Source organism: Pantoea sp. X-Soil-TKNS-1279 (assembly GCF_059730565.1).
On record NZ_AP035948.1, the window covers coordinates 2,517,147 to 2,544,100 of the forward strand.

General features: G+C 57.3%; 20 protein-coding genes. 9 read left to right on the forward strand and 11 right to left on the reverse strand.

Translation table 11 applies throughout. The features are described 5' to 3' along the window. Positions 1-73: 73 nt before the first annotated feature. Positions 74-1,219 carry a MalY/PatB family protein gene (locus AC6I8N_RS11915; protein WP_497829119.1) on the forward strand — a complete coding sequence of 382 codons (1,146 nt, stop codon included), beginning with the start codon at positions 74-76 and terminating at the stop codon, positions 1,217-1,219. Here AC6I8N_RS11915 and AC6I8N_RS11920 read toward each other — a convergent pair. Next, the gene (locus AC6I8N_RS11920; protein WP_021182944.1) at positions 1,216-1,776 is read right to left on the reverse strand and encodes a VOC family protein; all 561 of its coding nucleotides are present in this window, start codon (positions 1,774-1,776) and stop codon (positions 1,216-1,218) included. The genes AC6I8N_RS11915 and AC6I8N_RS11920 overlap by 4 nt on opposite strands. 314 nt (positions 1,777-2,090) lie before the next feature. Between AC6I8N_RS11920 and AC6I8N_RS11925 the strand changes: the two genes are divergently transcribed. Then, positions 2,091-2,213, forward strand: a complete 123-nt coding sequence (locus AC6I8N_RS11925; RefSeq protein ID WP_013509482.1) for a hypothetical protein — start codon at positions 2,091-2,093, stop codon at positions 2,211-2,213. A gap of 180 nt (positions 2,214-2,393) precedes the next feature. Continuing rightward, positions 2,394-4,124, forward strand: a complete 1,731-nt coding sequence (argS, locus tag AC6I8N_RS11930; RefSeq protein WP_497829120.1) for an arginine--tRNA ligase — start codon at positions 2,394-2,396, stop codon at positions 4,122-4,124. 36 nt (positions 4,125-4,160) lie between these two features. On the opposite strand, the gene flhE is transcribed toward argS, so the two are convergent. The 10 genes from flhE to AC6I8N_RS11980 all read right to left on the reverse strand — a co-directional run bounded on the left by flhE (position 4,161) and on the right by AC6I8N_RS11980 (position 19,910). Beyond that, positions 4,161-4,556, reverse strand: coding sequence for a flagellar protein FlhE (flhE, locus tag AC6I8N_RS11935; RefSeq protein WP_021182942.1), 396 nt, complete (start codon positions 4,554-4,556; stop codon positions 4,161-4,163). Position 4,557: 1 nt separating this feature from the next. Beyond that, positions 4,558-6,645, reverse strand: a complete 2,088-nt coding sequence (flhA, locus tag AC6I8N_RS11940) for a flagellar biosynthesis protein FlhA (RefSeq protein ID WP_021182941.1) — start codon at positions 6,643-6,645, stop codon at positions 4,558-4,560. Continuing rightward, on the reverse strand, positions 6,638-7,792 hold the full coding sequence (flhB, locus tag AC6I8N_RS11945) for a flagellar biosynthesis protein FlhB (protein WP_021182940.1): 1,155 nt from the start codon (positions 7,790-7,792) through the stop codon (positions 6,638-6,640). Before flhB ends, flhA begins: the two co-directional genes overlap by 8 nt. Before the next feature lie 192 nt (positions 7,793-7,984). After that, positions 7,985-8,800, reverse strand: coding sequence for a uroporphyrinogen-III C-methyltransferase (cobA, locus tag AC6I8N_RS11950; RefSeq protein WP_497829121.1), 816 nt, complete (start codon positions 8,798-8,800; stop codon positions 7,985-7,987). A gap of 11 nt (positions 8,801-8,811) precedes the next feature. Beyond that, the gene (locus AC6I8N_RS11955) at positions 8,812-11,415 is read right to left on the reverse strand and encodes a nitrate reductase (protein ID WP_497829122.1); all 2,604 of its coding nucleotides are present in this window, start codon (positions 11,413-11,415) and stop codon (positions 8,812-8,814) included. Further along, positions 11,412-15,476 (reverse strand): nitrite reductase large subunit NirB, encoded by a 4,065-nt coding sequence (gene nirB, locus AC6I8N_RS11960; RefSeq protein WP_497829123.1) that lies wholly within the window; start codon positions 15,474-15,476, stop codon positions 11,412-11,414. Before nirB ends, AC6I8N_RS11955 begins: the two co-directional genes overlap by 4 nt. A gap of 10 nt (positions 15,477-15,486) precedes the next feature. Beyond that, positions 15,487-16,275, reverse strand: a complete 789-nt coding sequence (locus AC6I8N_RS11965; protein ID WP_415174502.1) for an ABC transporter ATP-binding protein — start codon at positions 16,273-16,275, stop codon at positions 15,487-15,489. A 12-nt stretch (positions 16,276-16,287) separates the two neighbouring features. Beyond that, complete coding sequence (gene ntrB / locus AC6I8N_RS11970; RefSeq protein WP_208724143.1) at positions 16,288-17,163, reverse strand: nitrate ABC transporter permease; 876 nt, start codon at positions 17,161-17,163, stop codon at positions 16,288-16,290. A gap of 11 nt (positions 17,164-17,174) precedes the next feature. Continuing rightward, positions 17,175-18,425, reverse strand: a complete 1,251-nt coding sequence (locus tag AC6I8N_RS11975) for a CmpA/NrtA family ABC transporter substrate-binding protein (RefSeq protein WP_415174500.1) — start codon at positions 18,423-18,425, stop codon at positions 17,175-17,177. A gap of 264 nt (positions 18,426-18,689) precedes the next feature. Continuing rightward, positions 18,690-19,910: a nitrate- and nitrite sensing domain-containing protein gene (locus AC6I8N_RS11980; RefSeq protein WP_497829124.1), complete on the reverse strand. Its 1,221-nt coding sequence runs from the start codon at positions 19,908-19,910 to the stop codon at positions 18,690-18,692. A gap of 493 nt (positions 19,911-20,403) precedes the next feature. Between AC6I8N_RS11980 and AC6I8N_RS11985 the strand changes: the two genes are divergently transcribed. The 6 genes from AC6I8N_RS11985 to AC6I8N_RS12010 all read left to right on the forward strand — a co-directional run bounded on the left by AC6I8N_RS11985 (position 20,404) and on the right by AC6I8N_RS12010 (position 26,948). After that, entirely contained in the window at positions 20,404-20,895 is a 492-nt protein-coding gene (locus tag AC6I8N_RS11985; protein WP_200864649.1) for an SH3 domain-containing protein, read from the forward strand. Between the two features lie 85 nt (positions 20,896-20,980). Further along, entirely contained in the window at positions 20,981-22,195 is a 1,215-nt protein-coding gene (gene icmH, locus AC6I8N_RS11990) for a type IVB secretion system protein IcmH/DotU (protein WP_497829125.1), read from the forward strand. After that, positions 22,195-24,309, forward strand: a complete 2,115-nt coding sequence (tssM, locus tag AC6I8N_RS11995; protein ID WP_036625092.1) for a type VI secretion system membrane subunit TssM — start codon at positions 22,195-22,197, stop codon at positions 24,307-24,309. The genes icmH and tssM overlap by 1 nt, the downstream gene beginning before the upstream one ends. Before the next feature lie 13 nt (positions 24,310-24,322). Beyond that, positions 24,323-25,021: a type VI secretion system-associated protein TagF gene (tagF, locus tag AC6I8N_RS12000; protein ID WP_497830687.1), complete on the forward strand. Its 699-nt coding sequence runs from the start codon at positions 24,323-24,325 to the stop codon at positions 25,019-25,021. A gap of 35 nt (positions 25,022-25,056) precedes the next feature. Then, positions 25,057-26,175 carry a type VI secretion system-associated FHA domain protein TagH gene (gene tagH / locus AC6I8N_RS12005; RefSeq protein ID WP_021182928.1) on the forward strand — a complete coding sequence of 373 codons (1,119 nt, stop codon included), beginning with the start codon at positions 25,057-25,059 and terminating at the stop codon, positions 26,173-26,175. Continuing rightward, positions 26,172-26,948, forward strand: coding sequence for a PP2C family protein-serine/threonine phosphatase (locus AC6I8N_RS12010; RefSeq protein ID WP_021182927.1), 777 nt, complete (start codon positions 26,172-26,174; stop codon positions 26,946-26,948). Before tagH ends, AC6I8N_RS12010 begins: the two co-directional genes overlap by 4 nt. Positions 26,949-26,954: the final 6 nt, after the last annotated feature.

Here is a 26,954-nt window from a genome sequence, read left to right on the forward strand (position 1 = left end):
ACATGACAGCTGGCTCGGGAAGATTGCTTAAGTTAGTCTGCTCATTGGAGACAGTTTACGTGGAAAACTCACTATGGCATTCAATTTTGACCAATGGATAGACCGTCGTCACAGCGATAGTTTGAAATGGCACAAATATGGCGATCAGGATGTACTGCCACTCTGGGTTGCGGATACCGATTTTCGCTCCCCTGAATGCGTTATTGAAGCGATAAAGCAGCGCGCTGAGCATGGGGTGTTTGGTTATGGCGACACCCCCAGCGGTTTGATAGATATCACAATTTCCCGCCTTGAGCAGCGTTATGGCTGGCGCATTCAGCCAGAGTGGATTGTCTTGCTGCCTGGCGTGGTATGCGGCCTCAATCTTTCGGTCCGTGCATTTACCGACTCCGAACAAAGCACGGTCGCACCGGCACCCATTTATCCACCGTTTCGCGCGGCGGCGAAACTGGCTGAACGCGCGCAGATCAGTCTGCCGTTGCGATTAGAAGGTCAGCGCTGGCTTATGGATTTACACACTGCCCCTGAAAGATTGCAGGGCAATGAACGTTTATTGATGCTGTGTAATCCGCAAAATCCCGGCGGCACGGTCTATCGCCGTTCAGAACTGCTGGCGCAACTGGCTTTTGCCCAACAGCACGATTTGATTGTCTGCTCCGATGAAATTCATTGTGATTTGCTTCTCACTCCAGGTGTGGAGCATATTCCCTTTGCCACCTTAAGCGAGGATGCAGCCCAGCGCAGCATTACACTGATTTCCCCTTCAAAAACCTTCAACATTGCGGGTCTTGGTGCCTCAATGGCGATCATCCCCAACCCGGAATTGCGCAGGCGCTTTAAACAAACACGTCAGGGGATTGTGCCCGGTGTGGATATCCTGGCATTGGTGGCCGCAGAAGCCGCATGGCGCGGTGGAGATGACTGGCTGGCGGCGCAGATCGCCTATCTGCGCGCCAACCGCGACCGGCTGGTTGAGCAGGTGAATGCGTTGCCGGGACTGAGTATGGTCGCACCCGAAGCGACTTATCTTGGCTGGATCGATGCCAGCGGGCTGGATGTCGACAACCCGACGGGTTATTTCGAACTGCATGGTCTGGGGTTCTCGCCAGGGCACGATTTTGGTGATGGCCGCTTCGTGCGCTTTAACTTCGGCTGTACCCGCGCCACGCTGGAGGAAGCGATCACGCGGCTGCAACGGGCGATCGCTGCACGGCGCTAGTCTTGCTCGCTGGCGACGATCTCTTCCAGCCGCCACGGATGAAATTTGATGGTTGTTTGCCCATCCGTGACCGCCAGGGTCGGATTGGGCAGACGCTCCTTTTCGCCCTGTGGGGCGCTGGTTTTGAAGGAGATGCCGGGCTGAGTCAACGCCTCATCGGCCAGCAGCGCCATCGCCCGCATGCCCAGCGTGTCCGGTTCACCACGCAGCACAATTTCCACATGTTCCCAGCCCTCGTGGCGATAAAGTTTTTCCCCCGGCCACGGCAACTCAATCACATCGATCTGCCATCCCGCCAGTTGCAGCGGCTGATGCAGTTTGAACAAACAAATCGGACGACCATTGATCATCGCTTCAGAGAACTGGCTACCGATTTGCAGCAAACCTTGCTTCCAGCGCTCCGCTGTCGCGTATTGATGGCAACGAACGGCCACATGATCGGCGTCGTGTTCATTCAGTTGCAGACCTAAACGTTCAGCAAATTGCTGCAATGCCTGTTCAAAGCGCAGCAGGTCTTGTTCCAAATCCTTCAGTTCTGAAGGAAAAATCATCGTCATACGTCAATTACTCCGCTATCAGTTTAAATATTTTAATCAATCCAGCACATTGCTTTTCCAGAGCTTCTGACGGCAAAATAGTCGGAATCCTCTGATTTAGCCGCAAAATCCCCGAAAAACCGTATAAAAGTGCCTTTGAATTAGGATTAATCGCAGGCACAGGTCCAGTTGTTACTTTATGAAAGCACCTTAACGACATGTTTAATATAACAATAATTAATACAATGAGATAAGTCTTATTTAGCCTGCGAACAATTGCAGCCTGAAATCCTTTCTTATAAATTTGTGGCTACACAAATTAAAGGAATGGCCCTATGTCTATGCTCATTGTTGTCGCGGTCCTGATTGCATTGATGGGATTTGCTATTTCCCGCCACTGGAAGGTACGTGAGGACAAAAGCGTCAAAAATCCTCGTCGCTTTCAACGGCGCCGTTAATCGGCGCTGGAGTTTCCCTGCCTGATTCCGGCGTCTATCCGATAGCTGACGCACTCTAACATTTCACGTATACTTCCCCTCTTATTTTTTCCGTCCCGCCCGCCCAACAGCGCCTCTGCGGGATGACGACATCGGCTCGCACATGGCAGGCGAGCAATTTCAGCATATGAAGGTAACGCGGTGAATATTCAGGCTCTTCTTTCCGACAAAGTCGGTCAGGCAATGATCGCGGCAGGTGCGCCTGTCGATTGCGAACCACAGGTACGTCAGTCCGCTAAAGTGCAATTCGGCGACTACCAGGCGAACGGTATCATGGCCGTGGCGAAAAAGCTCGGTCAGGCACCGCGTCAGTTGGCTGAACAGGTGATCCAGCATCTCGATCTGCACGGCATTGCCAGCAAGGTTGAAATCGCCGGTCCGGGTTTTATCAACATTTTCCTTGATCACCAGTGGCTGGCTGACCAGGCCGCGCAGGCGCTGAACTTACCGCGTCTTGGCGTCAGCAACGTGGCGGCGCAAACCATTGTCGTCGACTATTCTGCCCCTAACGTCGCGAAAGAGATGCACGTCGGCCACGTCCGTTCCACCATCATCGGTGATGCTGCGGTGCGTACGCTGGAGTTCCTCGGCCATCATGTCATCCGCGCTAACCACGTTGGCGACTGGGGTACGCAGTTCGGCATGTTGATCGCTTATCTGGAGAAACAGCAAAGCGAACATCATGAAGATATCGCGCTGGCCGACCTCGAAGCCTTTTATCGCGAAGCCAAACGCACTTATGACGAAGATGAAGCCTTCGCGGAACGTGCCCGTGGCTATGTGGTGAAATTACAGGGTGGCGATGAGTATTGCCGTACCATGTGGAAGAAGCTGGTCGACATCACCATGAGTCAGAACCAGAAAGTTTATGACCGTCTGAACGTCACCCTGACGCGCAAAGATGTGATGGGTGAAAGCCTGTACAACGATATGCTGCCGGGCATCGTTGCTGATCTGAAAGAAAAAGGTCTGGCAGTGATCAGCGAAGGCGCAACCGTGGTGTTCCTTGATGAATTCAAAAACAAGGAAGGCGAACCTATGGGGGTCATCGTGCAGAAGAAAGATGGCGGTTACCTCTACACCACCACCGACATCGCCTGCGCGAAATACCGTTATGAAACCCTGCATGCTGACCGCGTGCTGTACTACATCGATTCACGTCAGCATCAGCACCTGCAACAAGCCTGGACCATCGTACGCAAAGCCGGTTACGTCCCGGAATCGGTGCCGCTTGAACACCACGCGTTCGGCATGATGCTGGGCAAAGATGGCCGTCCGTTCAAAACCCGTAGCGGCGGCACCATCAAACTGGCCGACCTGCTGGATGAAGCGGTGGAACGTGCGCTGGCGTTGGTGAGCGAGAAAAACCCGGAAATGTCTGCCGACGAGTTACAGGCGCTGGCGGAAGTGGTAGGCATTGGTGCGGTGAAATATGCCGACCTGTCAAAAAGCCGCACCACCGATTACATTTTCGACTGGGATAACATGCTGGCCTTTGAAGGCAACACCGCGCCTTACATGCAGTATGCCTACACCCGCGTGCTGTCGGTGTTCCGCAAAGCCGGGATCGATGCCAACAGCCTGCAAGGCAACATCATTCTGTCTGAAGAGCGTGAAGCCCAACTGGCAACCCGCCTGCTGCAATTCGAAGAAGTGATCACCCTGGTGGCACGCGATGGCACGCCGCATGTGATGTGTGCTTATCTTTACGATCTGGCTGGCCTGTTCTCCGGCTTCTATGAACATTGCCCGATTCTGGCGGCGGAAGATGAGCAGGTGCGCAACAGCCGTCTGCAACTGGCGGCGCTTACCGCGAAAACCCTCAAACAAGGTCTTGATACCCTGGGTATCAAAACCGTCGAGCGTATGTAATACGAAAAACCCGCCAACCGGCGGGTTTTTTATTGGCTACTGATAATTCACCGTCACTTCGCTGCTCACCACGCGCAAACCCGGTGGCATCGCTCCCCGGCCATTAAAACCAAACGCCAGATGCAGGGTTTCATCGGCAGCGACATGTGCCAGCCCGCGCGTGGTGCCGCTGGCGCCGTCCAGCAACACACAACGCTGGTTGGCACATAGCCGAACCACCAGTCCTGACGGGGCGGGACGGCTCAGCTTATAACGCCAACTGACCTGAGAAATAACGCCCTGCACCGGGCCAGCAGCGCGCAGCGGTGGCGAGCTTAGCCAGTTGCCACGCGCCCCGAGACTCGGTCCACTGGCGCTGGCATGCCATGCCCCCTCGGCAGCCACCGCCCACAATGGCAGCAGTAAAAATAATCCCGGCCACGCGCGGCGCATCTTATTTGCCTCCGATGGTGGCGGTCATACGGATCTGACGATTATCCGTCAGCTCCATATTGGAGAGCACCACCAGCTGAGGCAGATTGCGACGCAGGAAGCGTGCCAACAACGCACGTAGCGGATGGTTCACCAGCAGTACCGGTGGTGCTCCCAGCATCTCCTGACGTTGCAGCGCATCCTGCGCCTGATGCAACAGACGGTCAGCCAGACCCGGCTCCAGACCGCCACCGCCCTGCAACGCCTGCAACAGCAGACGTTCCAGCGTCGCATCCAGGCCAATCACCTGCACTTCGCCGTTACCCGGGAACCACTGCTGGGTGATCGCACGGCCCAGCGCCACACGCACCACGCTGGTCAGCTCCTGCGCATCAGTCTGCACCGGCGCATGCTCCGCCAGGGTTTCAATAATGGTACGCATATCGCGAATCGACACACGTTCGGTCAGCAAATTCTGCAACACCTTGTGCAGCGTGGTCAGGGTGATCACGCCCGGCACCAAATCTTCGGTCAGTTTCGGCATTTCCTGCGTGACACGATCCAACAGTTGCTGCGCTTCCTGGCGACCAAACAGCTCGCTGGCGTATTGACCGATCAGATGATTCAAGTGTGTCGCCACCACGGTACTGGCTTCCACCACCGTGAAGCCCTGAATCTGTGCCTGTTCTTTCAGCGCGCTGTCGATCCAGATCGCGGCCAGACCAAAGGCCGGATCGACGGTGGCTTCACCCGGCAAGGTGCCTGCTGCGGTACCCGGGTTAATCGCCATCCAGCGTCCCGGATAGGCATCACCGCTGCCAATCTCTACCCCTTTCATCAGAATACGGTAGCGCGCTGGCGGCAGTTCCATATTGTCGCGAATATGCACCACCGGCGGCAGGAAACCGACCTCCTGCGCCACTTTTTTACGGATACTACGAATACGTCCCAGCAGCTCACCATTTTGCAGGTGATCGACCATCGGGATCAGACGATAGCCTACTTCCATCCCGAGCGAATCTTCCAACTGGACATCGGTCCAGGAGGCTTCCACTGTCGCCGGGGTTTCCTGATTTTTCACCACGCTGGACGCTTCTGGCTGTTTCTTCGGCTGCATTTGACGTCCACGCAGCCACCAGGCCAGTCCCAGCAACGCAGCGGTAAACAGCAGAAAGACAAAGTTCGGCATGCCCGGCACCAGGCCCAGCAGACCAATAACCCCGGCACTCAGCATCAGCACGCGCGGATTGTTAAACAGCTGCCCGACCATCTGCTCGCCCACATCCTGATCGGTGCTGACGCGCGTGACGATAACACCGGCGGCGGTAGAGATGACCAACGCCGGGATCTGCGCCACCAGACCGTCACCGATAGTCAGCAGCGTATAGGTTTCCGCCGCATGCCCCAGATCCAGACCATGCTGCACCACGCCCACCAGCAGACCACCGATGACGTTAATCACCATGATCATGATCCCGGCGATGGCATCACCACGCACAAACTTACTGGCACCGTCCATTGAGCCGTAGAAGTCGGCTTCCTGCGTCACTTCTGCGCGACGCTTCTTCGCTTCATCTTCACGAATCAGACCGGCGTTGAGGTCGGCATCGATCGCCATCTGCTTACCCGGCATCCCATCGAGCACAAAACGCGCCCCGACTTCGGCGATACGCCCGGCACCCTTGGTGATGACCATAAAGTTGATGATCACCAGGATGATGAACACCACGATACCGATGGCGAAGTTGCCGCCTACCAGGAAGTGACCAAAGGCTTCAACCACGCGACCTGCGGCGGCCGCGCCGGTGTGACCATCCAGCAGGATGATACGGGTGGAGGCCACGTTCAACGCCAGGCGTAACAACGTAGAGAACAGCAGAATGGTGGGGAATGCGGCAAAATCCAGCGTGCGCTGGGTGAACATCGCCACCAGCAACACCATAATGGACAACGCAATATTGAAGGTGAACAGCAGGTCAAGGATGAACGCCGGTAAAGGCAGCACCATCATCGACAGAATCATCATGATCAGCACCGGCCCCGCCAGTACCTGCCATTGCGTGTCTTTAAAGTTGCCCGGTAACCGCAGCTTTTCGGCCAGATTAGCCATCGTTTCTGTTCTCTCCTGGAATGTCCATTTCTGCCGGGACCGACAGATTATGAGGTTTCTTCGGTATCAGGCCGCCTTCACGCTTCCAGCGTCGCAGCTGCCAGACCCACGCCAGCACTTCCGCTACCGCCGCATACAGCGCGCCGGGAATGAACTGACCAATTTCGGTATGGCGGTACAGCGCACGCGCCAACGGCGGTGCCTCAAGAATCGGGACGCGATGTTCCTTGCCCAGTTCACGAATTTTCAGCGCCACTTCTCCGGCACCTTTAGCAACCACCTTCGGGGCGCTCATCTTCTTGTCGTTATATTGCAGAGCCACGGAGTAGTGTGTCGGGTTGGTGACAATCACATCCGCCTTCGGGACGTCAGCCATCATGCGGCGGCGAGCCGCCGCGCGCATGGCCTGGCGAATACGCCCTTTGACGTGCGGATCGCCCTCCTGCTGTTTAAATTCATCGCGGATATCCTGGCGCGACATACGTAACTTTTTGAAGTAGCTGTACAACTGCCAGAAAACGTCAAATCCCACCATCGGGATCAAGCCAAGCATCACCAGCGCACAACAGATGGCAATCATGTTCATGCCATGTTCCAGCGCATTCATCGGGGATTCGCTGATTAAACGCAGCATCTCCGGCCAGTGCGACCAGATGTACCAACCTGCGACCGTACCCACTAACACCGCTTTCAGGATCGCCTTCAACAACTCCGCCCAGGTCTGCCCGGAAACCATACGCTTCAGGCCGCTTAGCGGGTTGAGTTTGGTGAAATCCGGACTGAGGGATTTACCGCTAATCACAATGCCGCCCAGCAGCATGGGTGCCGCGATCGCCACCAGCACCAGTCCTGCCATCAGCGGCAGCACGGCCAGTACCGCCTGACCAATCAGACTGCTGATATGCGCCACGATCACCTTGTCATCGGTCACCATGCCATGATCAAAACGAAAACCGGTCGCCACCATCGAAGCCAGACGACGTGCGATGCTGGTGCCGCCCAGCCACAGAATCATGATGCCGGACAACATCATCAATAACGATGTCAGCTCGCGCGAACGCGGAATCTGCCCGTCCTGCCGTGCTTTTTCAAGTCGGTGCGCTGTGGGCGATTCTGTTTTGTCCTCGTCGCTACTCTCGTCAGCCACGGCATACCTCTGCTGGCAGGAATTCTGAGCATAGAATGCCAAAAGGTGACGAAGCTAAAGCGTGGATTAAGGGGAGAAAACGTCAGTTTATTTAGCCATAAGGGAAATTGTCGCCAGCACAGATCTCGTCGCGGCGCGATAAATCGCGCGTTTTTTCCCGCAGCGCGCAGGATTGCGCGATGAATCGCGCCGCTACGAGCTTATGCGAGTTTCAGTCGCCCGGATGCTGGCTTCTTGATAAAACCGCACCACCTCGCCCACCAGCAATAACGCCGGTGACTGAGGCTGTTCGCGTGCCACCGTCTCGCTTAGTTGAGTCAGCGTAGTGATCAGCACCCGCTGGTCAGCTCTGGTGCCGTTTTCAATGATGGCGACTGGGGTAGCCGCATCACGCCCCTGCGCCATTAACTGGCTGCTGATGCTACTGCTCCACTTCAGCCCCATGTAGAACACCAGCGTCTGGTTAGCCGCTGCCAGACTTTTATCCTCCAGGCATGGCTCGCCGGATTTGCCGTGACCGGTGATCAGACGCAAGGATTGCGCGCAATCACGATGGGTGAGCGGAATGCCACTGGCAGCCGCGCAACCCGCCGCGGCCGTAATGCCGGGTACCACCTGACAAGCAATCCCCGCCTGCTGCAAAAATGCCATCTCTTCGCCACCCCGGCCAAAAATAAAGGGATCGCCCCCTTTGAGCCGCACCACGTTGCGTCCACTGCGCGCCAGATCCAGCAACAACTGGTTAATCTGTCCCTGCTTTAATCCATGACTCCCCGGCTTTTTGCCGACGTCGATTGCCAGCGTTCCCGCCGGCACCTCTGCCATCACCTCATCACTCACCAGTCGGTCATACACCACCACATCGGCCACTTTAATCAACCGTAGCGCTTTCAACGTCAGCAACTCGACATCGCCCGGTCCTGCCCCCACCAGCCACACCACCCCATCCTGGCCCGTCGCGCCCTGTGGGTTGAACAGTTTATCCAGCGTCTCAATTGCCTGTGTCATGCGAACCTCCATTACTGTGCCACGGTGTGCGCCGCGATAAGTTGTTTCAGCTCCGGGATACAGGAGCCACAGTTGGTGCCACATTTCAGCGCCGCCCCGAGGGCGGCGGCTGTCTGGCAGCCTTGATCAATGGCGCGGCGGATCGCCAGTTCGCCCACACCGAAGCAGCTGCACAGGGTACGACCCTGACTCTCCCCCTGTTCCGGCCGTCCACCCAGCAGCGCATGGCGCTGTTGCGCCGAGCCAGGCGGGAGGCTGAATGCCTGTGCCACAAAAGCGTGGTCGATTTCAGGTAGCCAGGGCGCAGCATAGAACGCCCGTTCCAGTACCCCATCGCGCCAGCCCAGCATATGTCGCTGCTGACCGGCGTGCGCCTGCTGCCATTCCAGCTCATCCATGCCGGATTGCTGATGCAGCCATGCCGCCGGATCCCCCTGACCGGCCAATACGTAACGTTGCACACCGGACTGCGGCACGCGCGACCAATAATCCAGTTGCTGCGGATCGCATCGCGCACGCTGCCACAGCCACCCCTGCCACTGTGGGCGCAGCGGTTGCAGGCGCACCGCGGTTTGCTTCAGCGCCGGTTGCCCGGACACCGGACAACTGCGCGCCGCCACCAGGCCATCGACATTGGCCTGGGCACTGAATTGACGCGTCCAGTGCATCGGGATAAACAGTTGGCCGCGTGTCAGGCCGTTGTCGATCATCACCCGGCCACACCACCAGCCTAATGTGGATTGCACCCGTGTCAGATCACCCTGCCCCAGCCCGTGAGCGGCGGCATCATGCGGATGGAGCAACACAAAAGGTTCGTCATAATGCTGCATCAAGCGTGTGACGTTACCGGTGCGTGTCATGGTGTGCCATTGATCACGGATACGCCCGGTATTCATCAGGAGGGGATAGTGGCGGGCGGGTGCACTGAGGATTGGGATGCCCACTGGCAACAAGCGGGCTTTACCATCCGGATGATAAAAGTGGCGCGTGGCGAACAAGCGCGACGAGCCATGCGGTGCGGCGGCATTTACCGGCCATTGTACCGGCGTAAGTTGGTCATACTGCTCACGGCCTAAGGTCGCCAGCGCGCTGATATCAAACGCACGGCTACCGGCGTTTTCAAAACCTGATAACGCCGCATGTTCGACAAAGACTTCATGGGGATGCTGCCAGTCAAAGGCTGCGCCATAACCCAATCGCTGCGCCACCTGTGCCAATAACCACCAGTCCGGTTTCGCCTCCCCGACAGGGGCGACAAAACCGCGCTGGCGCGAGATACGTCGTTCTGAATTGGTCACGGTACCGTTTTTTTCGCCCCAGGCCTGGGCAGGCAACAGCACATCGGCAAAGGCGCTGGTGTCAGTCACGGCACTGACTTCCGAGACGATCACCAACGGACAGCGCCGCAGCGCCTCGGCGACGCGGTTGCCCTCCGGCATCGACACCGCCGGATTGGTACCCATGATCCATACCGCTTTTACCTCGCCACGTTCAATCGCCCGGAACAGATCGACCGCCATCAAACCCGGCTGATGCGCTACACGATCGCTATGCCAAAAACGCCCAAGCCGATCAACCTCTTGCGGACTAAACCCCATATGCGCCGCTAACTGGTTAGCTAAACCGCCCACTTCACGCCCGCCCATGGCATTGGGTTGACCGGTCAACGAAAACGGCCCGCAGCCAGGTCGGCCAATTTTACCGCTCAGCAGATGAACGTTGAGGATAGCGTTGTTGTTGTCGCTACCGGTTTGCGATTGGTTGATCCCCATACACCATAAGGTCAGTACCCGGGGTTGGGTGGTGAACAGCTGCCAGAAGGCGAGAATGTCAGCGTCTGCTAACTGGCAGGTATGGGCCACCGCCGCAAGATCCCAGTCAGCACAGGCCGCCAGCGTACTATCCACGTTGGCGAGATGCGGCAACATTGTCTGATCGATCCCGCCCTGAATCGCCAGCCAGTTAAGCAATCCGGCAAACAGCGCGCCGTCGCTGCCGGGGCGGAGCGCCAGATGCAGGTCAGCCAGCTCGCAACTGGCGGTACGACGTGGGTCGATCACCACCAGCTTCATCTCAGGACGCTGCTGTTTCGCCTGTACCAGACGCTGCCACGCCACCGGATGCGCCCAGGCGGCATTCGAACCCACCAGAACCACCACATCGGCCTGCTCAAGATCTTCATAACAACAGGGCACCGCATCAGCACCGAACGCCCGTTTATAGCCCACCACCGCCGACGCCATACACAGCCGCGAATTGGTATCGATATTGGCGGCACCGATAAAGCCTTTCATCAGCTTGTTGGCAACGTAGTAATCCTCGGTCAGCAACTGCCCGGAGGCATAAAACGCCACCGCCTGCGGCCCGTGTTGCGCGATGATCGTCTGCAATTCGCTGGCAACCACATCCAACGCGCGATCGATACTCACCCGCTGCCCCCGCACCTGCGGCCACAACAAACGCCCTTCCTGTCCGAGGGTTTCACCTAACGCCGAACCTTTGACACACAGGCGGCCAAAATTGGCCGGATGCTGACGGTCACCACTCACTGACCTATCCGCTGGGTTGATCTCAACGCCACAGCCCACGCCACAGTAGGGACAGGTCGTTTTCATGATGCCGCCGCCAGCGCCAACAGCGGCTGATTACCCAACCACACCTGACCGCCTTCCAGACGCACCGGCCAGCAACGCAACTGATGCTGCGGATTATCCAGGCTCTGGCCGTCCCGCAACCGGATGCGTTGTTTATACAAGGGGGAAATCACCACCGGCTCACCGGCTACATCGCCCAGGATGCCACGCGACAACACGCTGGCCTGAGTGCCGGGTTCAATATCTTCCAGGGCATAAACGGTGTCGCCGAAGCGGAACAGGGCCACGCGCTGGTTGCCAAGCCGGGCACCCATCCCCGCTGAGGCAGGAATGGCGCTTTGCTCACAAATGGCGCTCCACGGCTCCGCAGGCAGGGTCACACTCGGGATAGTCAGCGTCTCCAGCGGCTGGCGCTGCCCCCGCACCTCGGCATAATGCAGGGTTTCGTCCGGCTGGTCACTGTTGATGGTGGCGGTGAACAGCGCCCGACGCGAGGGGTTCTCCAGCGTGGTCTGCCATTCGCACTGATAACGATCGACTACCCACTGCATTTCCTGTTCCAGCGTGGCACCCAGGCCGAGCGAGTCGTCAATCACCACCTGACGCAGATAAGCCAAGCCCCCCTCCATGTTGTCCATCCACACGCTGGTGCGTTGCAGCCGGTCAGCGGTGCGTACATAGAACATCAGAATGCGGTCAACGTAGCGGATCAGCGTGGCATCATCCAAATCGCTGGCAAACAGGTCGGCATGGCGGGGTTTCATTCCCCCGTTGCCGCAAACGTACAGATTCCAGCCCTTATCGGTGGCGATCACCCCAATGTCTTTGCTTTGCGCTTCCGCACATTCACGGGTGCAGCCGGAGACGGCCATTTTGATTTTGTGCGGTGCGCGCAGCCCTTTGTAGCGATGCTCGAGGGCGATGGCAAACGCAGTAGAATCCTGTACGCCATAGCGGCACCAGGTCGATCCCACGCAGGATTTCACCGTGCGCAGTGATTTGCCATAGGCATGGCCGGTTTCAAATCCGGCAGCGATCAGCGCTTCCCAAATCGCCGGGAGCTGATCAAGACGCGCACCAAACAGATCGATGCGCTGACCGCCGGTGATTTTGGTGTAGAGACGGTACTGCGCCGCCACCGCGCCAATCGCCATCAAGCCCTCGGGCGTAATCTCGCCACCGGGCACCCGCGGCACCACCGAATAGGTTCCGTCCTTCTGGATATTGGCAAAGTAGCGATCGTTGGTATCCTGCAACGGCAGATGCGCCGGTTTCAGCAGGTAATCATTCCAGCAGGAGGCTAACAGCGATCCGACCAGCGGCTTGCAAATTTCGCAACCGTGACCCCGACCATGCTGTGCCAGCAGTTGGTCGAATGTGGTGATCTCACCCACCCGAATCAGGTGATACAGCTCCTGCCGTGACCAGGCAAAATGTTCACAAATATCCTTCTTCACCTCGACACCCTGGCTGGCAAGTTGATGCTCCATCACCTGCTTCACCAGCGCGCTACAGCCACCGCAGCCGGTCGCGGCTTTGGTGCAGCTTTTCAGCGCAGCCATATCACCACAACCACTTTGCACTGCCGCGCAAATATCCCCTTTGCTGACATTGTGGCAGGAACAGATCTGCGCGCTGTCCGGTAGCGCCGCCACACCCAATGCCTTGCCGGGTGCGCCTGCCAGCTGCGGTAGAATCAGACTTTCCGCTGCTTCCGGCAGCGCCATTTTGTTCAGCATCATCTGCAACAGGCTGGCATAGTCGCTGCTGTCGCCCACCAGCACGCCGCCAAGCAGGGTTTTACCGTCGTCTGAAATCACCAACTTTTTGTAGATGCCTTTCGGGTTATCCGTCCACTGATAACTCTGGCTGCCGGGTGTACGTCCATGTGCATCACCAAATGACGCCACCTCAACACCGAGCAACTTGAGTTTGGTGCTCATGTCGGCACCGTTAAATGCGGTTGTCTCTTGCGCTAACTGCCCCGCCAGTACGCGTGCCATCTGGTAGCCTGGCGCCACCAGACCAAAAATTTGTCCCTGCCACAACGCGCACTCGCCGATAGCATAGATGTCGCTGACGCTGGTGGCGCAGCCATCATCAATCACGATGCCTCCACGCTCGCCCATGCTGATGCCCGCCGCCCGTGCCAGCGCATCACGCGGGCGGATCCCGGCAGAGAACACCACCAGGTCAGTCGCCAGCAGGCTGCCATCCGCAAAGCGTAACTGCACGCTGCCGTCCGGCTGGTTTTCAATCGCATCCGTCGCCTTGCTGGTGTGTACCTGTACACCTAACGCGGCAATTTTACCGCGCAGCATCTGCGCGCCGCCGTCATCCAGCTGCACCGCCATCAGCCGTGGCGCAAACTCCACCACATGGGTTTCCAGTCCCAATTGTTTTAACGCATTGGCTGCTTCCAGACCGAGCAGACCGCCGCCAATCACCACGCCGCGCGTTGCCTGCCGGGCGCAATCGGCGATCGCATCCAGATCCGCCAGCGTGCGATAGACAAAACAACGCGGATGGTCACGCCCTGGCAGCGGTGGCACGAAAGGCACCGAGCCGGTCGCCAGCACCAGTTTATCCCACGCCAGTTCGCTGCCGTGGCTATCGCGCAAGCTGCGGCGTTGCGTGTCAATCGCCAGCACTTCACAGCCGCAACGCAGCTCAATTCCGTGCTGTTCAAAGAAGTTGTCACTGACTAACGACAGGTCATCAGCGCTCTTGCCGTTGAAATACTCCGTCAGGTGTACGCGGTCATAGGCCATCTGCGGTTCATCACCGTACACCACGATATGGTACTGCTGGTGCAGATCGCGGCTGACCAGTTGTTCGAGAAAATGGTGGCCGACCATACCGTGACCAACCAACGCGAGAATCGGTTTGCTCATCATTACCTTTCCTACAGCGCGAGGCTGCGTCTTGTTATTGTCCAGACCGAACAGCGCATTGAGATCCACCGGTTCGGCCCGCTGAAGTCGGGTCAGTAAACGGGAGGCCAGGGTGCTATCGCCAAACAGCAACACCCCCGTCAGCACGCCGTCGCGTAGAAATAGCCGCCGGTAGTGTCCGGACAGCGGGTCGAAACTGGTGAGAGAGGGGGCATCGCGGATGTCTCCGGCGCTGAAGACGTCAATACCGCTGACCTTGAGCCGCGTCCCATTCTCCTGATAGTGGAAATCGTCAATCGGTTGCCCGGCCAGACTGGCCGCCAGGACCAAAGCCTGCGCCAGACAGGGGGCGATCAACCCGAAGGTTTCACCGTCGATTTCACAGCATTCCCCGAGCGCGTACACATCGGGAATGGCGGTATGCAGTTGACGATCGACCTGAATGCCGCGCTGACAAGGCACACCCGCCGCCTGCGCCAGCGCGATTTCCGGCACCACGCCAATGGCGATCACCACCTGTTGTGCAGCCAGACAGCTACCATCGGTCAGCGTGACCTGCTGCGCATCAATCCGCTGCAACGAGACGCCGAGTCGACAATCGATACCGCGCGCCGTCAGATGTTGTTGCAACAACGCTCCCGCCTGCGCATCGAGCTGGCGATCGAGCAGCCAGCGGCGGTGATGCAGCAGCGTGACATCGCGCCCCAGCAACCGCAGGGCCGCCGCCGCTTCTACCCCCACCAGCCCGCCACCGAGGACCACGACCGGTCCCTGCTGGGCCTGCATCCGCTCCACATCGCGCACGGTGCGGAAACCCAATACGTGCGGGCATGCCATACCGGGTAAGGTCGGCATCCGTGGCTGGGAACCACAGGCAAATACCAGCTTGTCCCAGTGCAGACTGCGCTGGTCGGTATGGAGCTGACGCCCGTCGACATCAACGGAACGCACCTCCTCCCCCGCCAGCAACCTGACTCCGTGTTCCTCGTACCACTCTGGCGTATGGATCAGGGTGTCGGCGAAGGTCTTCTCCCGGCCCAGCACCGGCGACAGCAGCACCCGGTTGTAGTTGCCGTGCGGTTCACGGCCTATCACCGTGATGGCGTAGCGGCCCGGTGCTTGCTGCACCAGAGTTTCCACCATGCGCATACCCGCCATACCGTTGCCGATGACAATCAGTTGCTGCATGCCCGGCTCCTTACGCCACTGCCGTCTGCTTTTCATACAGGAAATGCAGTACCTGCTGGCGCAGATGGTGGTAACGCGGCTCCTCCGCCAGCGCTACGCGGGAACGTGGACGCGGCAGGTCAATCGGCAGAATCTCACCGATGCGCGCCGCCGGACCGTTGGTCATCATCAACACGCGATCGGAGAGCAACACCGCTTCATCGACATCGTGGGTAATCAGCACGATGGTGGTGTTCAGTTCCTGCTGGATACGCATCACGCTGTCCTGAAGATGGGCGCGCGTCAGGGCATCCAGCGCGCCAAAGGGTTCATCCAGCAGCAACACGCGCGGCTTCATTGCCAGCGCCCGGGCAATGCCCACCCGCTGTTTCATGCCACCGGATATTTCTCCAGGCCGCTTGTGCAGCGCATGGCTCATCTGTACCCGGCCAAGATTGTGCTCGATCCACTCCGCCATCTCGCTCCGGTTCATCTTGCCTTTAAACACCTGCTGCACCGCCAGTTCGACGTTCTGATACGCTGTCAGCCACGGCAGCAGCGAATGGTTCTGAAACACCACCGCGCGTTCCGGGCCAGGGCCGGTCACTTCACGGTTGTCGCACAACAGCACGCCGCTGCTCGGGCGCGTCAGACCGGCAATCAGGTTCAGTAAGGTGGATTTGCCACAGCCGGAATGGCCGATCAGGCTGAGGGTTTCCCCCGGATGGATATCGAAGCTGACATTGTCAAGCGCGAGGAAATCCCCCTGCGCGGTGGCAAAGCGCTGGCTCACCTGCTGCACACGAATAATTGGATTCATCGTCATGGCTCCTTATTTTTCCCAGCTAAAACGACGGGCCAGTAACATCAACGCCTGTTCGAGCAGCAGCCCGACCACACCGATGATGACAATGGCAATCAGGATGTTTTCCACATTGAGGTTGTTCCACTCATTCCAGATCCAGAAGCCGATCCCCAGACCACCAGTCAGCATCTCGGCAGCGACAATCACCAGCCAGGCGATGCCGATTGAGAGACGAACCCCGGTCAGTACCGCAGGCAGCACCGCCGGAAACAGGATGCGGCGCATCACCGTCCACTCCGAGAGTTGCAGCACCCGCGCCACATTGAGGTAGTCCTGGGGAATGCGCTGCACCCCTTCGGCGGTATTGATCACCATCGGCCAGATCGAGCAGATAAAAATGGTCCAGCTTGAGGCCGGTTCAGCACGCTGGAACAACAGCAAGCCAATCGGCAGCCAGGCGAGTGGGCTGACCGGACGTAGCAGCGCGATAATCGGGTTGAACATGCGTGAGACAAAGGTGAAACGGCCCAGCAGGAACCCTGCCGGAATCCCCACCAGCGCCGCCAGCCCAAAGCCCACCGCCACGCGTTGCAGTGAGGCCAGCACGTTCCAGCCAATACCCTGATCGTTGGGGCCATTGTTGTAGAAGGGATCAGCAAACAAGGTTAATGCCGCCTGCCAGGTGGCCCACGGCGTGGGGAAACCCTTGCTCGACATGGCCGCAATTTGCCATACCAACAGCAGCAACAGGATGCCGCAACTCGCCGGGATCAACCGTTGCAGCAGCGGCCGCAGCCTGGGCTGTCTTACGCCGGACCGGCTTTGGGCCTTAAGGGGGATCACCTGCGCCGTGGGGGCAGCGGCGCTGACCGGTGGTGTCAGGGAACGCGCTTCAGATTTCATGGTAATTCCTCTTAACGGTGAATGGCGAAACTGGCGGCATAGGCGGCGGGGTTACTACCGTCCCACACTTTGCCGTCCATCAGGGTGCTGCTGCGCATGGCGTTGGCGGGCACGGTCACGTTCCCCACCGCCGCTGCCGCCTGTTGATAGATGTCGAGTCGGTTGATTTTTTGCGCCACTCCAAGGTAATCCGGGTCAGTTTTCACTAGTCCCCAGCGCTTCATCTGTGTCAGAAACCACATGCCGTCGGAGTAGTACGGGAAGCTGACTTCACCGTCGTGGAAGAAACGCATCGCATGGGCATCCTGCCATTGCTGACCGAGGCCGTTTTGGTACTGGCCTAACATGCGTCCCTCGAGGGTTTCAGGTTTGGTATTGATCCATGCCCGTCCGGCCAGGGTTTGCGCTGTTTCGCGCCGGTTGTCATCCGATGCATCAATCCAGCGTGCGGCTTCCAGCACCGCAGCAGTCAGGGCGCGGGCGGTGTTGGGATTCTCCGTCACCCATTGCGCGCGGGTGGCGAGGATTTTTTCCGGGTGATCCGGCCAGATTTGCTGGGAGGTGGCGGCAGTGAAGCCGATGTTGTCGCTGATGGCACGTTGGTTCCACGGTTCACCAACACAAAAACCGCTCATATTGCCGATTTTCATGTTCATCACCATCTGCGGTGGCGGCACCACGACGGTACGCACATCCTCAAAGGGATCGATACCGGCATTCGCCAGCCAGTAGTAAAGCCACATGGCGTGGGTGCTGGTGGGAAAGGTATGAGCAAAGGTGTAAGTGCCTTTGGCGCTGCCTGCGATAAAGGTTTTCAGACTGGCTGCATCCGTCACCTTCTGTTCTTTGAGCTGATTCGACAGGGTGATGGCCTGGCCGTTGTTATTCAACGTCATCAGGTTTGCCATGTCATGTTGTGGACCGGCAACGCCCAATTGCAGTCCATAGATCATGCCGTACAACGCGTGGGCCGCATCCAGTTCGCCAGCTGTCAGCTTATCGCGCACCGCCGCCCAGCTCGCCTCTTTGCTGGGTTGCAGACTGATACCGTATTTTTTGTCAAAGCCTTTCACCGCTGCCATCACCACCGGCGCGCAGTCGGTCAGTGGGATAAAACCAACCCGCACCGTGCTTTTCTCCGGCGCATCGCTACCTGCCGCCCAGACGGCATTGCGTAACCCTGGCAACAGATAACTCCCCCCAACTGCCGCACTGCCTAGCAAAAACTGCCGACGGGAAATCGAAAACCGCGTTCTGCTCATCCGCATCACCCTGAAAAAAAGGAATAAAAAAAGGCGTCCTCCCACATGCAATCGCATGGGGCCGGACGCCTTTATCCAAAGCACTCGTTCTGCCGCCGTTGGCACAACAAATGCGCAATGTCATAAAGATGTTGCAAAGGGTGTGCCAGGATGGCGGAGGGTGAATTTTCAGCTATTTATCAGCATCAGCTTCCGCGCCACCCCTTGACACGCACCGCGTTGACGCAAAATACGCACATTCTTTGTGCAGATAACTCCAATGGGTTAGACCTTCAATGTGGCGGCGACAGCGAGAATCGCCTGGGCGATCTCGAGGATGCGTTTGTTCTGGTTCATGGCGCTTTTGCGTAGTGTCTGCCAGGCATCCTGCTCGCTGTAACCATGCTGCTGCATCAGCCAGCCTTTGGCCTGATCAATGACTTTTCGTTCATCGAGTGACGCACGCATACTGGCCAGCTCATCGGCCTGCACCTGCAAACGCTGCGCCTGTTCACGGATGAGCGACAGGACCGAGCGTCCCAGTTGTGGCGCCAGACCGTTGCTGTCCAGCGTGACATCCTGCCCTGCCAGCCAGTTGGCCCCGGCGACATACAAGGTAAAACCTGCTTCATCCGCCAGCAGGGTGGCATTAGCATCGTGTTGCTGCGTTTCGGCCATTGCCCGGCGGCAGCAGCTCATTAAAGCCGCGCTCAGACCATCTTCGACCTGCTTCATATTGTCCAGACGCGCCGTGAGCAAAGAGAACCACTGCAATACGCCGTTATCACCGCAGTGCGCACCGGTACAGGCGATACGGCGCAGACGTTCGACTTCACTGCCCGCATCACTCATCCGACGCCAGCGTTGCAGATTCTGTGCATCGGCAAACTGACTGAAGGTGGCAAAACTTTGCTCCTGGGCTTCAATCAGCGCCTGAACGCGCTGCCGCTGCTCCGGGGTAAATTGCCCGGCAGCAAAGCCCGCTGAGCCGGTTGCCCGTTCCTGACCAGCCAACTCTTTGCCCTGCATAAAGCTGAACAACGCGATCAGCGCCCGAGAGATATCCGGTTCGCTGGCGGTATCTGCCGCTTCAAACACCAGATTCAATAAGGTGCGAATGATGTGGTTGAAGGCGTCCATCGCCTGCGCATGGGACAATTGCAGGCTGCGCACCTGCGCCCGCAGCGCCGGCAGCCCTTCCAGCGCCTGCAATGCGGCGGCAATTAACAGGCAGAAACGGCTGTAGCCGGGTTGCGCATCTGCCGCCGGTAACACGGAGAGCATGTGACGCTGTTCTGATTGCACATCTTGCGCACGCGCTTCCAGCTCATCACCAAATACGCGTCCGGTTGAGCATAACCAGATATTGCTGACGCCTCTCTCGCGCTGTAAACGATGAATTAACTCACTGATGGCAGTGATCAATTCACCGGTACGCAGTAGCCGTTGCAGGCTGGCAATTTCACTGGCGCGGCTGGCATGCAGGTAATCTACAGCCTGAGTCATCGCATTCTCCTGGCATTCCCCTTTTGAGTAAAAGTCTTAGCAAAAGCCATGCCGGAACTGGATTTGCAACTGGCTGAATCAGGCACGGATATTCTGAAAGTAAGAAAATTGTTTACTGCCGCAATCTTTTTTTATGATAGAAAATAGATTAATCTTATTTACCAATTTTCTTTGGCACTAACTTGAGCCAAAAGCGACTACGCAGCCTTAGGCGCTGAATGGCAACAAATAAGTTAAATTGGCTTAACTATCCCTGAAGGTACGCTTTTTTTATCACCGGCAAACAACGCCGTTTTACCCGGTAGCACGGGATTTCCCACGGTGCAATAGTTTGAATTCTCAAAAGTCTTAGGTAGACTGACGGGAGCACTATCTTTCTGTAATCTGACTGTTTTTTTGAAGGCATTCTCACTGCATAATCTGGCCGCCTGCGCCTGATTTTCGCCGTAAAGGGCAATGCATTATGCAGTTAATCTGATGAAATTTGAGGATCATGGTGAATAAGAGTCTTGTGCTAACGCTGCTGGCGGTGCTGACTTTGGCAAGTTGCAAAGCTCCACCGCCGCCAGTCACAGATGACACCCTGGTAACCAGTGAAGTGAATGGGGTTAAACTGGTTCATCGTCATGCGGTGGCAGCACCTGGCGAATTCACGCCGGTCAATCAGAGCTTCCGGGCGCTCTATGGCGCTTCAATCATGACCACGCCAGATTATAGCGGCAAAGTGGTACGCTACCTGGAGACGGGTAAAACCTTTGAAGTTCTGGGTCGTGTTGAGCATAGCTGGCTGGCGATTGCTGATGAACCCCAGGGCACGCTGATTGGCTACGTGCCGCCGAAAGCGGGCGTAGAGAGCAGCCGCTATGATGCCACCCTGCGTAGTGACCGCCCCCGTCCCCGCCGCAGCAAACAGGTCTGTGTAGACGTGGGGGGCGCCAGCAAAGCGTGCCGCACCAACGATACCGCGACCTGGATCTTAGACTGATTATGAAATCCGGCGCATATTGCCCGCAGAAGCCTTACTCTCTGCGGGCAGAGGGTTCCACTATTGCCTGGAAGAACGAGATTTAATGACTCAGGAAGCCCTGGCACGAGACGTTACCGTCGCGGGCAATGATAACCTGTTATTGACTGCCGCAGCCCCGATCCTCAATGCCGTCGTTCAGATACGGCAGGCCGCTACACACGATGACCCCGCTGGTTTACGTCAGCTGTTGATCGATGAAATTCGTCAGTTCGAACAGCGCTGTAAAATGTCCGGTTTACCTTTCGAGATGATCATTGGCGCACGCTATTGCCTGTGCAGCTTGCTGGATGAAGCGGCAGCACAGACCCCGTGGGGTACGCGCGGCGTCTGGTCAGGTAACGGTATGCTGGTGACATTCCACAACGAAAGCTGGGGCGGCGAGAAGGTGTTCCAGCTGTTATCACGCATTTCACAAAATCCGCAGCAACATTTGTGGTTGCTGGAAGTGATCCACTACTGCCTGTTGTTAGGCTATGAAGGACGCTATCGCGGTAGCGAAAATGGCCAGGCGCAGTGCGAGATCATTCGGAAACGTTTGGCGCATCTGATTGCAGAAACCCGACCCGATACTGGCGTGGCCAGCGCCCGACTGGTTGAGGTGCATCCGCTGGTGAGCAGCTTATCTCGCCCGATGGTGCCGCTGTGGGCCTGCATCACCCTGGCGGCGCTGGTGGCGTGTCTGATTTATAGCGCTCTGAACTGGCGTCTCGGCAATGCGGCGGAACCGCTGTTACGTGCCATCTACGAAACCCCTTTACCGCAAATCACCCCAGGGCGTCGCCCAACGTCACCGCAGGCATTGCTTGATTTGCATCAGCGTCTCAATGATGTCATCGCGGCGGGGCAACTTGAAGTGAGCGATGGGGCCTTCGGCAGCAAAGTTATCATCCCGGCTGACAAGTTGTTTATCACTGATGGCACCGTGGTCAATCAGGTGGGACGTGCGCTACTGGCGCATGTTGCCAGTGCCATGAAAACCGTGAAAGGTACGGTGCTGGTGTCGGTTTATACCGATAACAGCCCGGTGGATGGCCGTTTTGCTTCCAGTTATGAATTCTCCTTTGCCCGCGCCCGCGCCGTCGCCCAGTTGCTCAATCCGCAACTCGCTGAGGGACATAGCGTGAAGGCGGAGGGACGTGGTGACAGTAATCCCCTGTTGCCAAACGACAGCAATGAAAATCGCGCCCGTAATCGCCGGGTAGAAATCACCCTGTTTGCGGCACCGGAAACCCTTAGCAATCATCAGGGAGGCCAATGATGCGCGCATCACTTCAGCATTTATTAACGCACCGTCTGCTGTGGAGTTTTATTGGCATCACTGCACTGAGCTGCGTGTTGTGGATTCTCGGCCCACTGTGGAGCTGGGGCGATACCCGACCACTCGAACCCTTATTGCCACGGCAACTGGTAGTGGGATTGCTCTATTTTTGTTGGGTACTGTTCCAGTTTATCCCTGCCATCTGGCGTGCCTGGTTTAACAGCAAACTGTTGACCCGCTTGCAGCAAGTCAGCAGCGAGGAGCTTTCCGATCGCCAGATGACGGAGACGCTGCTGACTCAACGATTTAGCGAAGCAGCCCAACGGTTGAAACGCACCCAATTTGGCCGCCGTCAGCGGCAAGGCTGGTTGGCGCGCTTCCAGAGTCACTATCTCTATCAGCTACCGTGGTACGTCATTATTGGCGCGCCTGGTGCCGGGAAAACCACCGCGTTGCTCAATGCCGGACTGGAGTTTCCTCTCACCGACAGTCTCGGCAATGCCGCTGTACGTGGGGTTGGCGGTACACGTCATTGTGACTGGTGGTTTACGGACAGTGCAGTGCTGATTGATACCGCTGGCCGGTATGCGTTGCAGGAAAGCCAACGGGCACGCGATGCCAGCGAATGGCATAACTTCATCCAGTTGTTGAAGCGTTACCGTACCCGACAACCCATCAATGGCGTGATCATGACCATCAGCGTGGCCGATCTGTTGACCGACTCCGCCGAAGCACGCCACGCGCAGGCCACCGCGTTACGCCAGCGGATGGTGGAATTGCACCAGCAAACCGGCATCCACTTTCCGGTATACGTGATGGTGACGAAAACCGATCTGTTGAAAGGTTTTATGAGTTTTTATGGTGGCCTGAATAAACAGCAACGCGATGCTATCTGGGGTTTTACCTTTCCCTGGGAACCGGGTAAACCACACAAGGATGACTGGCACCGCAGCTTCAGCCAACAATATCATCTGCTCGAACAACGCCTGCATCAGCAGCTGGCAGGCGTGATGGCGCAGGATCGTGATCTGACCCAGCGCGCCGATAGCTTCCTGTTTCCACAGGAATTCAGCTCGTTGCGCCCCCTGCTGAACGAGTACCTTGATGTGGTATTTTCCGGCCATCAGGACGCCGTGGCCTGGTCGGCACGCGGCCTGTTTTTCACCAGCGGCACCCAGGAAGGCTTGCCTTTTGATCGCATTATGGGCGAGCTAAACCGCAAACTTCAGTTGCCGCAAGCAGGCCAGCACACCATCGCCGCCTGGGATAGCGTCAATCGCAGCAGCCCAATCCCCGGCACGCGTGGGCAAAGTTTCTTTATTCGCAACCTGTTGAGCGATTTAGTGTTTCGCGAGAGCGGTCTGGCAGGCAGCAACCGTCACTGGGAGTACCGCAATCGCTTGTTCCACTGGATTGGCTATGGCGTGTTGACCGGCGCTTTGCTGCTGCTTTCCTGCCTGTGGCTCGCCAGCTATCTCCAGAATCAGCGCTATCTTGATCAGGTCGCCGCACGTATCGCACCGATCACCCAGCAGAGCCAGCAAGTTATTCATCAGCCTGCGGATAATATTTTTGATCTGCTACCCTTCTTAAATAATCTGGTGAAGTTGCCGCTTTCGGATCGCTTTTCCCTCGATAATCCTCCGCTTACCATGCGTGTCGGCTTGTATCGCGGTAATCAGGTAAGCGATGCAGCCTGGGTGCTTTATCAAAACGCCCTTAAGTCTTTATTACTGCCGCGCGTGGCCCAGCAGATCACCAATCTGCTGCGCGACGATCCCGGTACTGATAATGAATACAGCCGTAATGCGCTCCGGGCCTATCAGATGCTGTATCAGCCACGCAATTATGATGGCGAGTTTTTGCGTGGCTGGCTGATGCAAAATCTGCAACGCACCCTGCCGGATAACGTCAGTGCACGCGATTTACAGCAGCTGGACTGGCACCTCAGTCAATTGCTGGATCAGCAGATTCAGTCTTCGCCTTATGCCCGCGACAACGCACTGATGATGCGTAAGCTTGCGGAAAATCTGAAAAATGCCGGTCAGAACGGCAATACGCTGACGCTCGCACCGTTAAACGCTGCACAGCGATTGACCGGACACAGTGAGTAATGGTGAGGTAATGATGGCGACACATACCGCCCCTGGCTGGTACGGGAAGTTGCCGACAACCGGTGATTTCCTGCGCCAGCGACTCAGTGAGAATAGCGTGACATCCTGGAGCCATTGGTTTCAGCAAGGTTTACTGCATTGGCATCAGCAGGAGAATGCCTCGACCCAGCACTTTCTGGCGGCACCGGTGTGGAATTTCGTTTTACCGATTTCACCGTTGCGCCCCCAGGTACAAATGGGTTGCCTGCTGCCCTCCTGTGACCGTGTCGGGCGCGCCTGGCCGTTGCTGGCGTTGCGCAGTTTTCCCGTGAGCCAGTGGCATCCTGCGCAACTGGCGCTCTCTGGCGACTGGTTTCAGGAACTGGGGATGACGTTGTTGCGTGCAGTGCGGGATGCCCAGACCGCAGACATGCTGGAACTGGCTATACAACAGATGTCACCGTTGCTGGTCCCGGAAAAACGTCGTACCGACATCATGGACGTGATTGGTTTCGCTGACCTGCCCAGCTCGTTAAGCTGGCGTGAAGTGGCCGACCATTTTGATCCCCACGAGCATATCAGCTACTGGTGGAGTAACCGCAGTGACGGTTTTGCACACGCCACACATAAACACAGTGGCCCGCTCACCGCGCAGCTTTTTGCATTATTGTTTAACCCGGCGTCAGGTGCGCAGCCGGGACGTAACGGCCTCTATCCGCCCATGTTCGAATAGACCGCGACGTTTGCCCTCTGTAAACGGGAAGACTCATGGAATTTACCATTGTGCAGTGCAATACGGATGTGCCGGCAAAAACGGTGGCCTTTAAGCCGCCAGGCGGCACCATCGGCCGTAGTCAGGATAATGATCTGGTGCTGCCGGATGAATCGCGGGCCATTTCTCGCCTACAGGCACTGGTACATCTGTCGCCCGAAGGCGAATGCCGTTTGACCAACCAGGGCAGCGTCACCTCAGTGGTGCTGAATGGCGTGCCATTGCCACGAGGTGCGCAAGCGTCATTGCAACATGGTGATGCGTTAACGATTGGAGAATACGGGCTGGAGGTACGCGACCCGGCACGCACCACGGCGCAAAAAGACGATCCACTGGCGTTTTTTTCCCCGGCAGAAAGTGACCCGCTTGGCATGCTGGAGAGCATCCAGCATGTCATCCCTGAACCCGCAGCGCCGCGCCCTGAACGTCATAATGATGCACGCCTGGCGATCGACCCACAGGAGAGTTCACCCGCCCTGCCCACGGTGCTGCCCGGTACGGACCAGGATAAGCTGATTATCGCGTTGCTGGAAGGAATGGGGCTGAACAACGGCCATCAAACGCCCATGAACGAAGAACAGATGCGCATCACCGGACGGATGCTGAGTCTGTTTTCGCAGGGCACAGTCGCGCTTCTCTCCTCACGATCGATTCTGAAACGCGGTGTCAAAGCCGATATGACGATGATCCTCAACGAGGCCAATAACCCCTTCAAAATCCTTCCTTCTGGCAAAACGGTGCTGATGCAGATGTACCAAAGCCAGATGCCGGGCTTTATGCCGCCGGAAACTGCCGTGCGTGATGCCCTGGTGGATTTACAGGCCCATCAATTAGGGATGATTGCCGGTATTCGCGCCATCATCGCGGCGATGCTGCAATCATTCAATCCCCAGCGGCTGGAAGATCAGGCACGACAAGATGGCGTCATGCCAAAAATGCCGTTTGCGAATACACGTAAGGCCGCGCTATGGGACCATTTTTCCCGTCATTATCAACGCACTGCTGGCGAGATTGAGGATGACTTCCACACCCTGTTCGGTGAAGCCTTTCTGCACGCCTACGATATGGAAGTTAACCAGTACAAAGATTCACAGACGCGGACGGAAGACTCATGAAGATGATGTTTGCCAGCCGCTGCCAGCAAGGTATGCGCGATGAAAATCAGGATCGTACCGGTGCGCAACTGGACGATCGCAAGGCTTGTTTTGTGGTGTGTGATGGCGTGGCGGGCCTGCCGGGCGGAGATCGGGCGGCACAACTGGTACGTGATACCCTGCTCGACGCAGTACAACAAGATGCGGCCTTCACACCAGCGGTGACTGCCGAGGCAATCAAACTTTGCCAGCGCGTGCTGCTGGAGGAGCAGGGAAAGAATCCGAATTTTTCGCGCATGAGCACCACGCTGGCCGCGCTATTTATTGATCGGGAAAAACAACGGGCATGGTGGGCGCACGCTGGTGATAGCCGGGTTTATCACTTTCGCCACGGTTCTCTTTTTCAGGTAACACGTGATCATAGTCTGGCCCAACAATTGCGTGAGGCTGGCTATGAAAATACCGGCATTAACAGTAATTTACTCTATAATGCGCTCGGCGTTGAACCGGCGCGTCCGGCCACTTTTAGCGAGGTAATTGCGCTGGAAGATGGCGATGCCTTTCTGGTCTGTACCGACGGATTCTGGCTCAACCTGACGACTGACGAAATGGAACAGGCCCTGCGCATGGTCAATGCCTGCGAAGAGTGGCTGGCATTGATGGAACAAGCCGTTAACCGCAGCGTAAAAAGCGACAATCTGAGTGCTCTGGCGATCTGGATTGGTGAGCCACAGGAAGCAACGCTGCTTTATTCCCAGGCCGATGCGGCACGTTTTCTGCCGTCACGTTATTGATTCCAA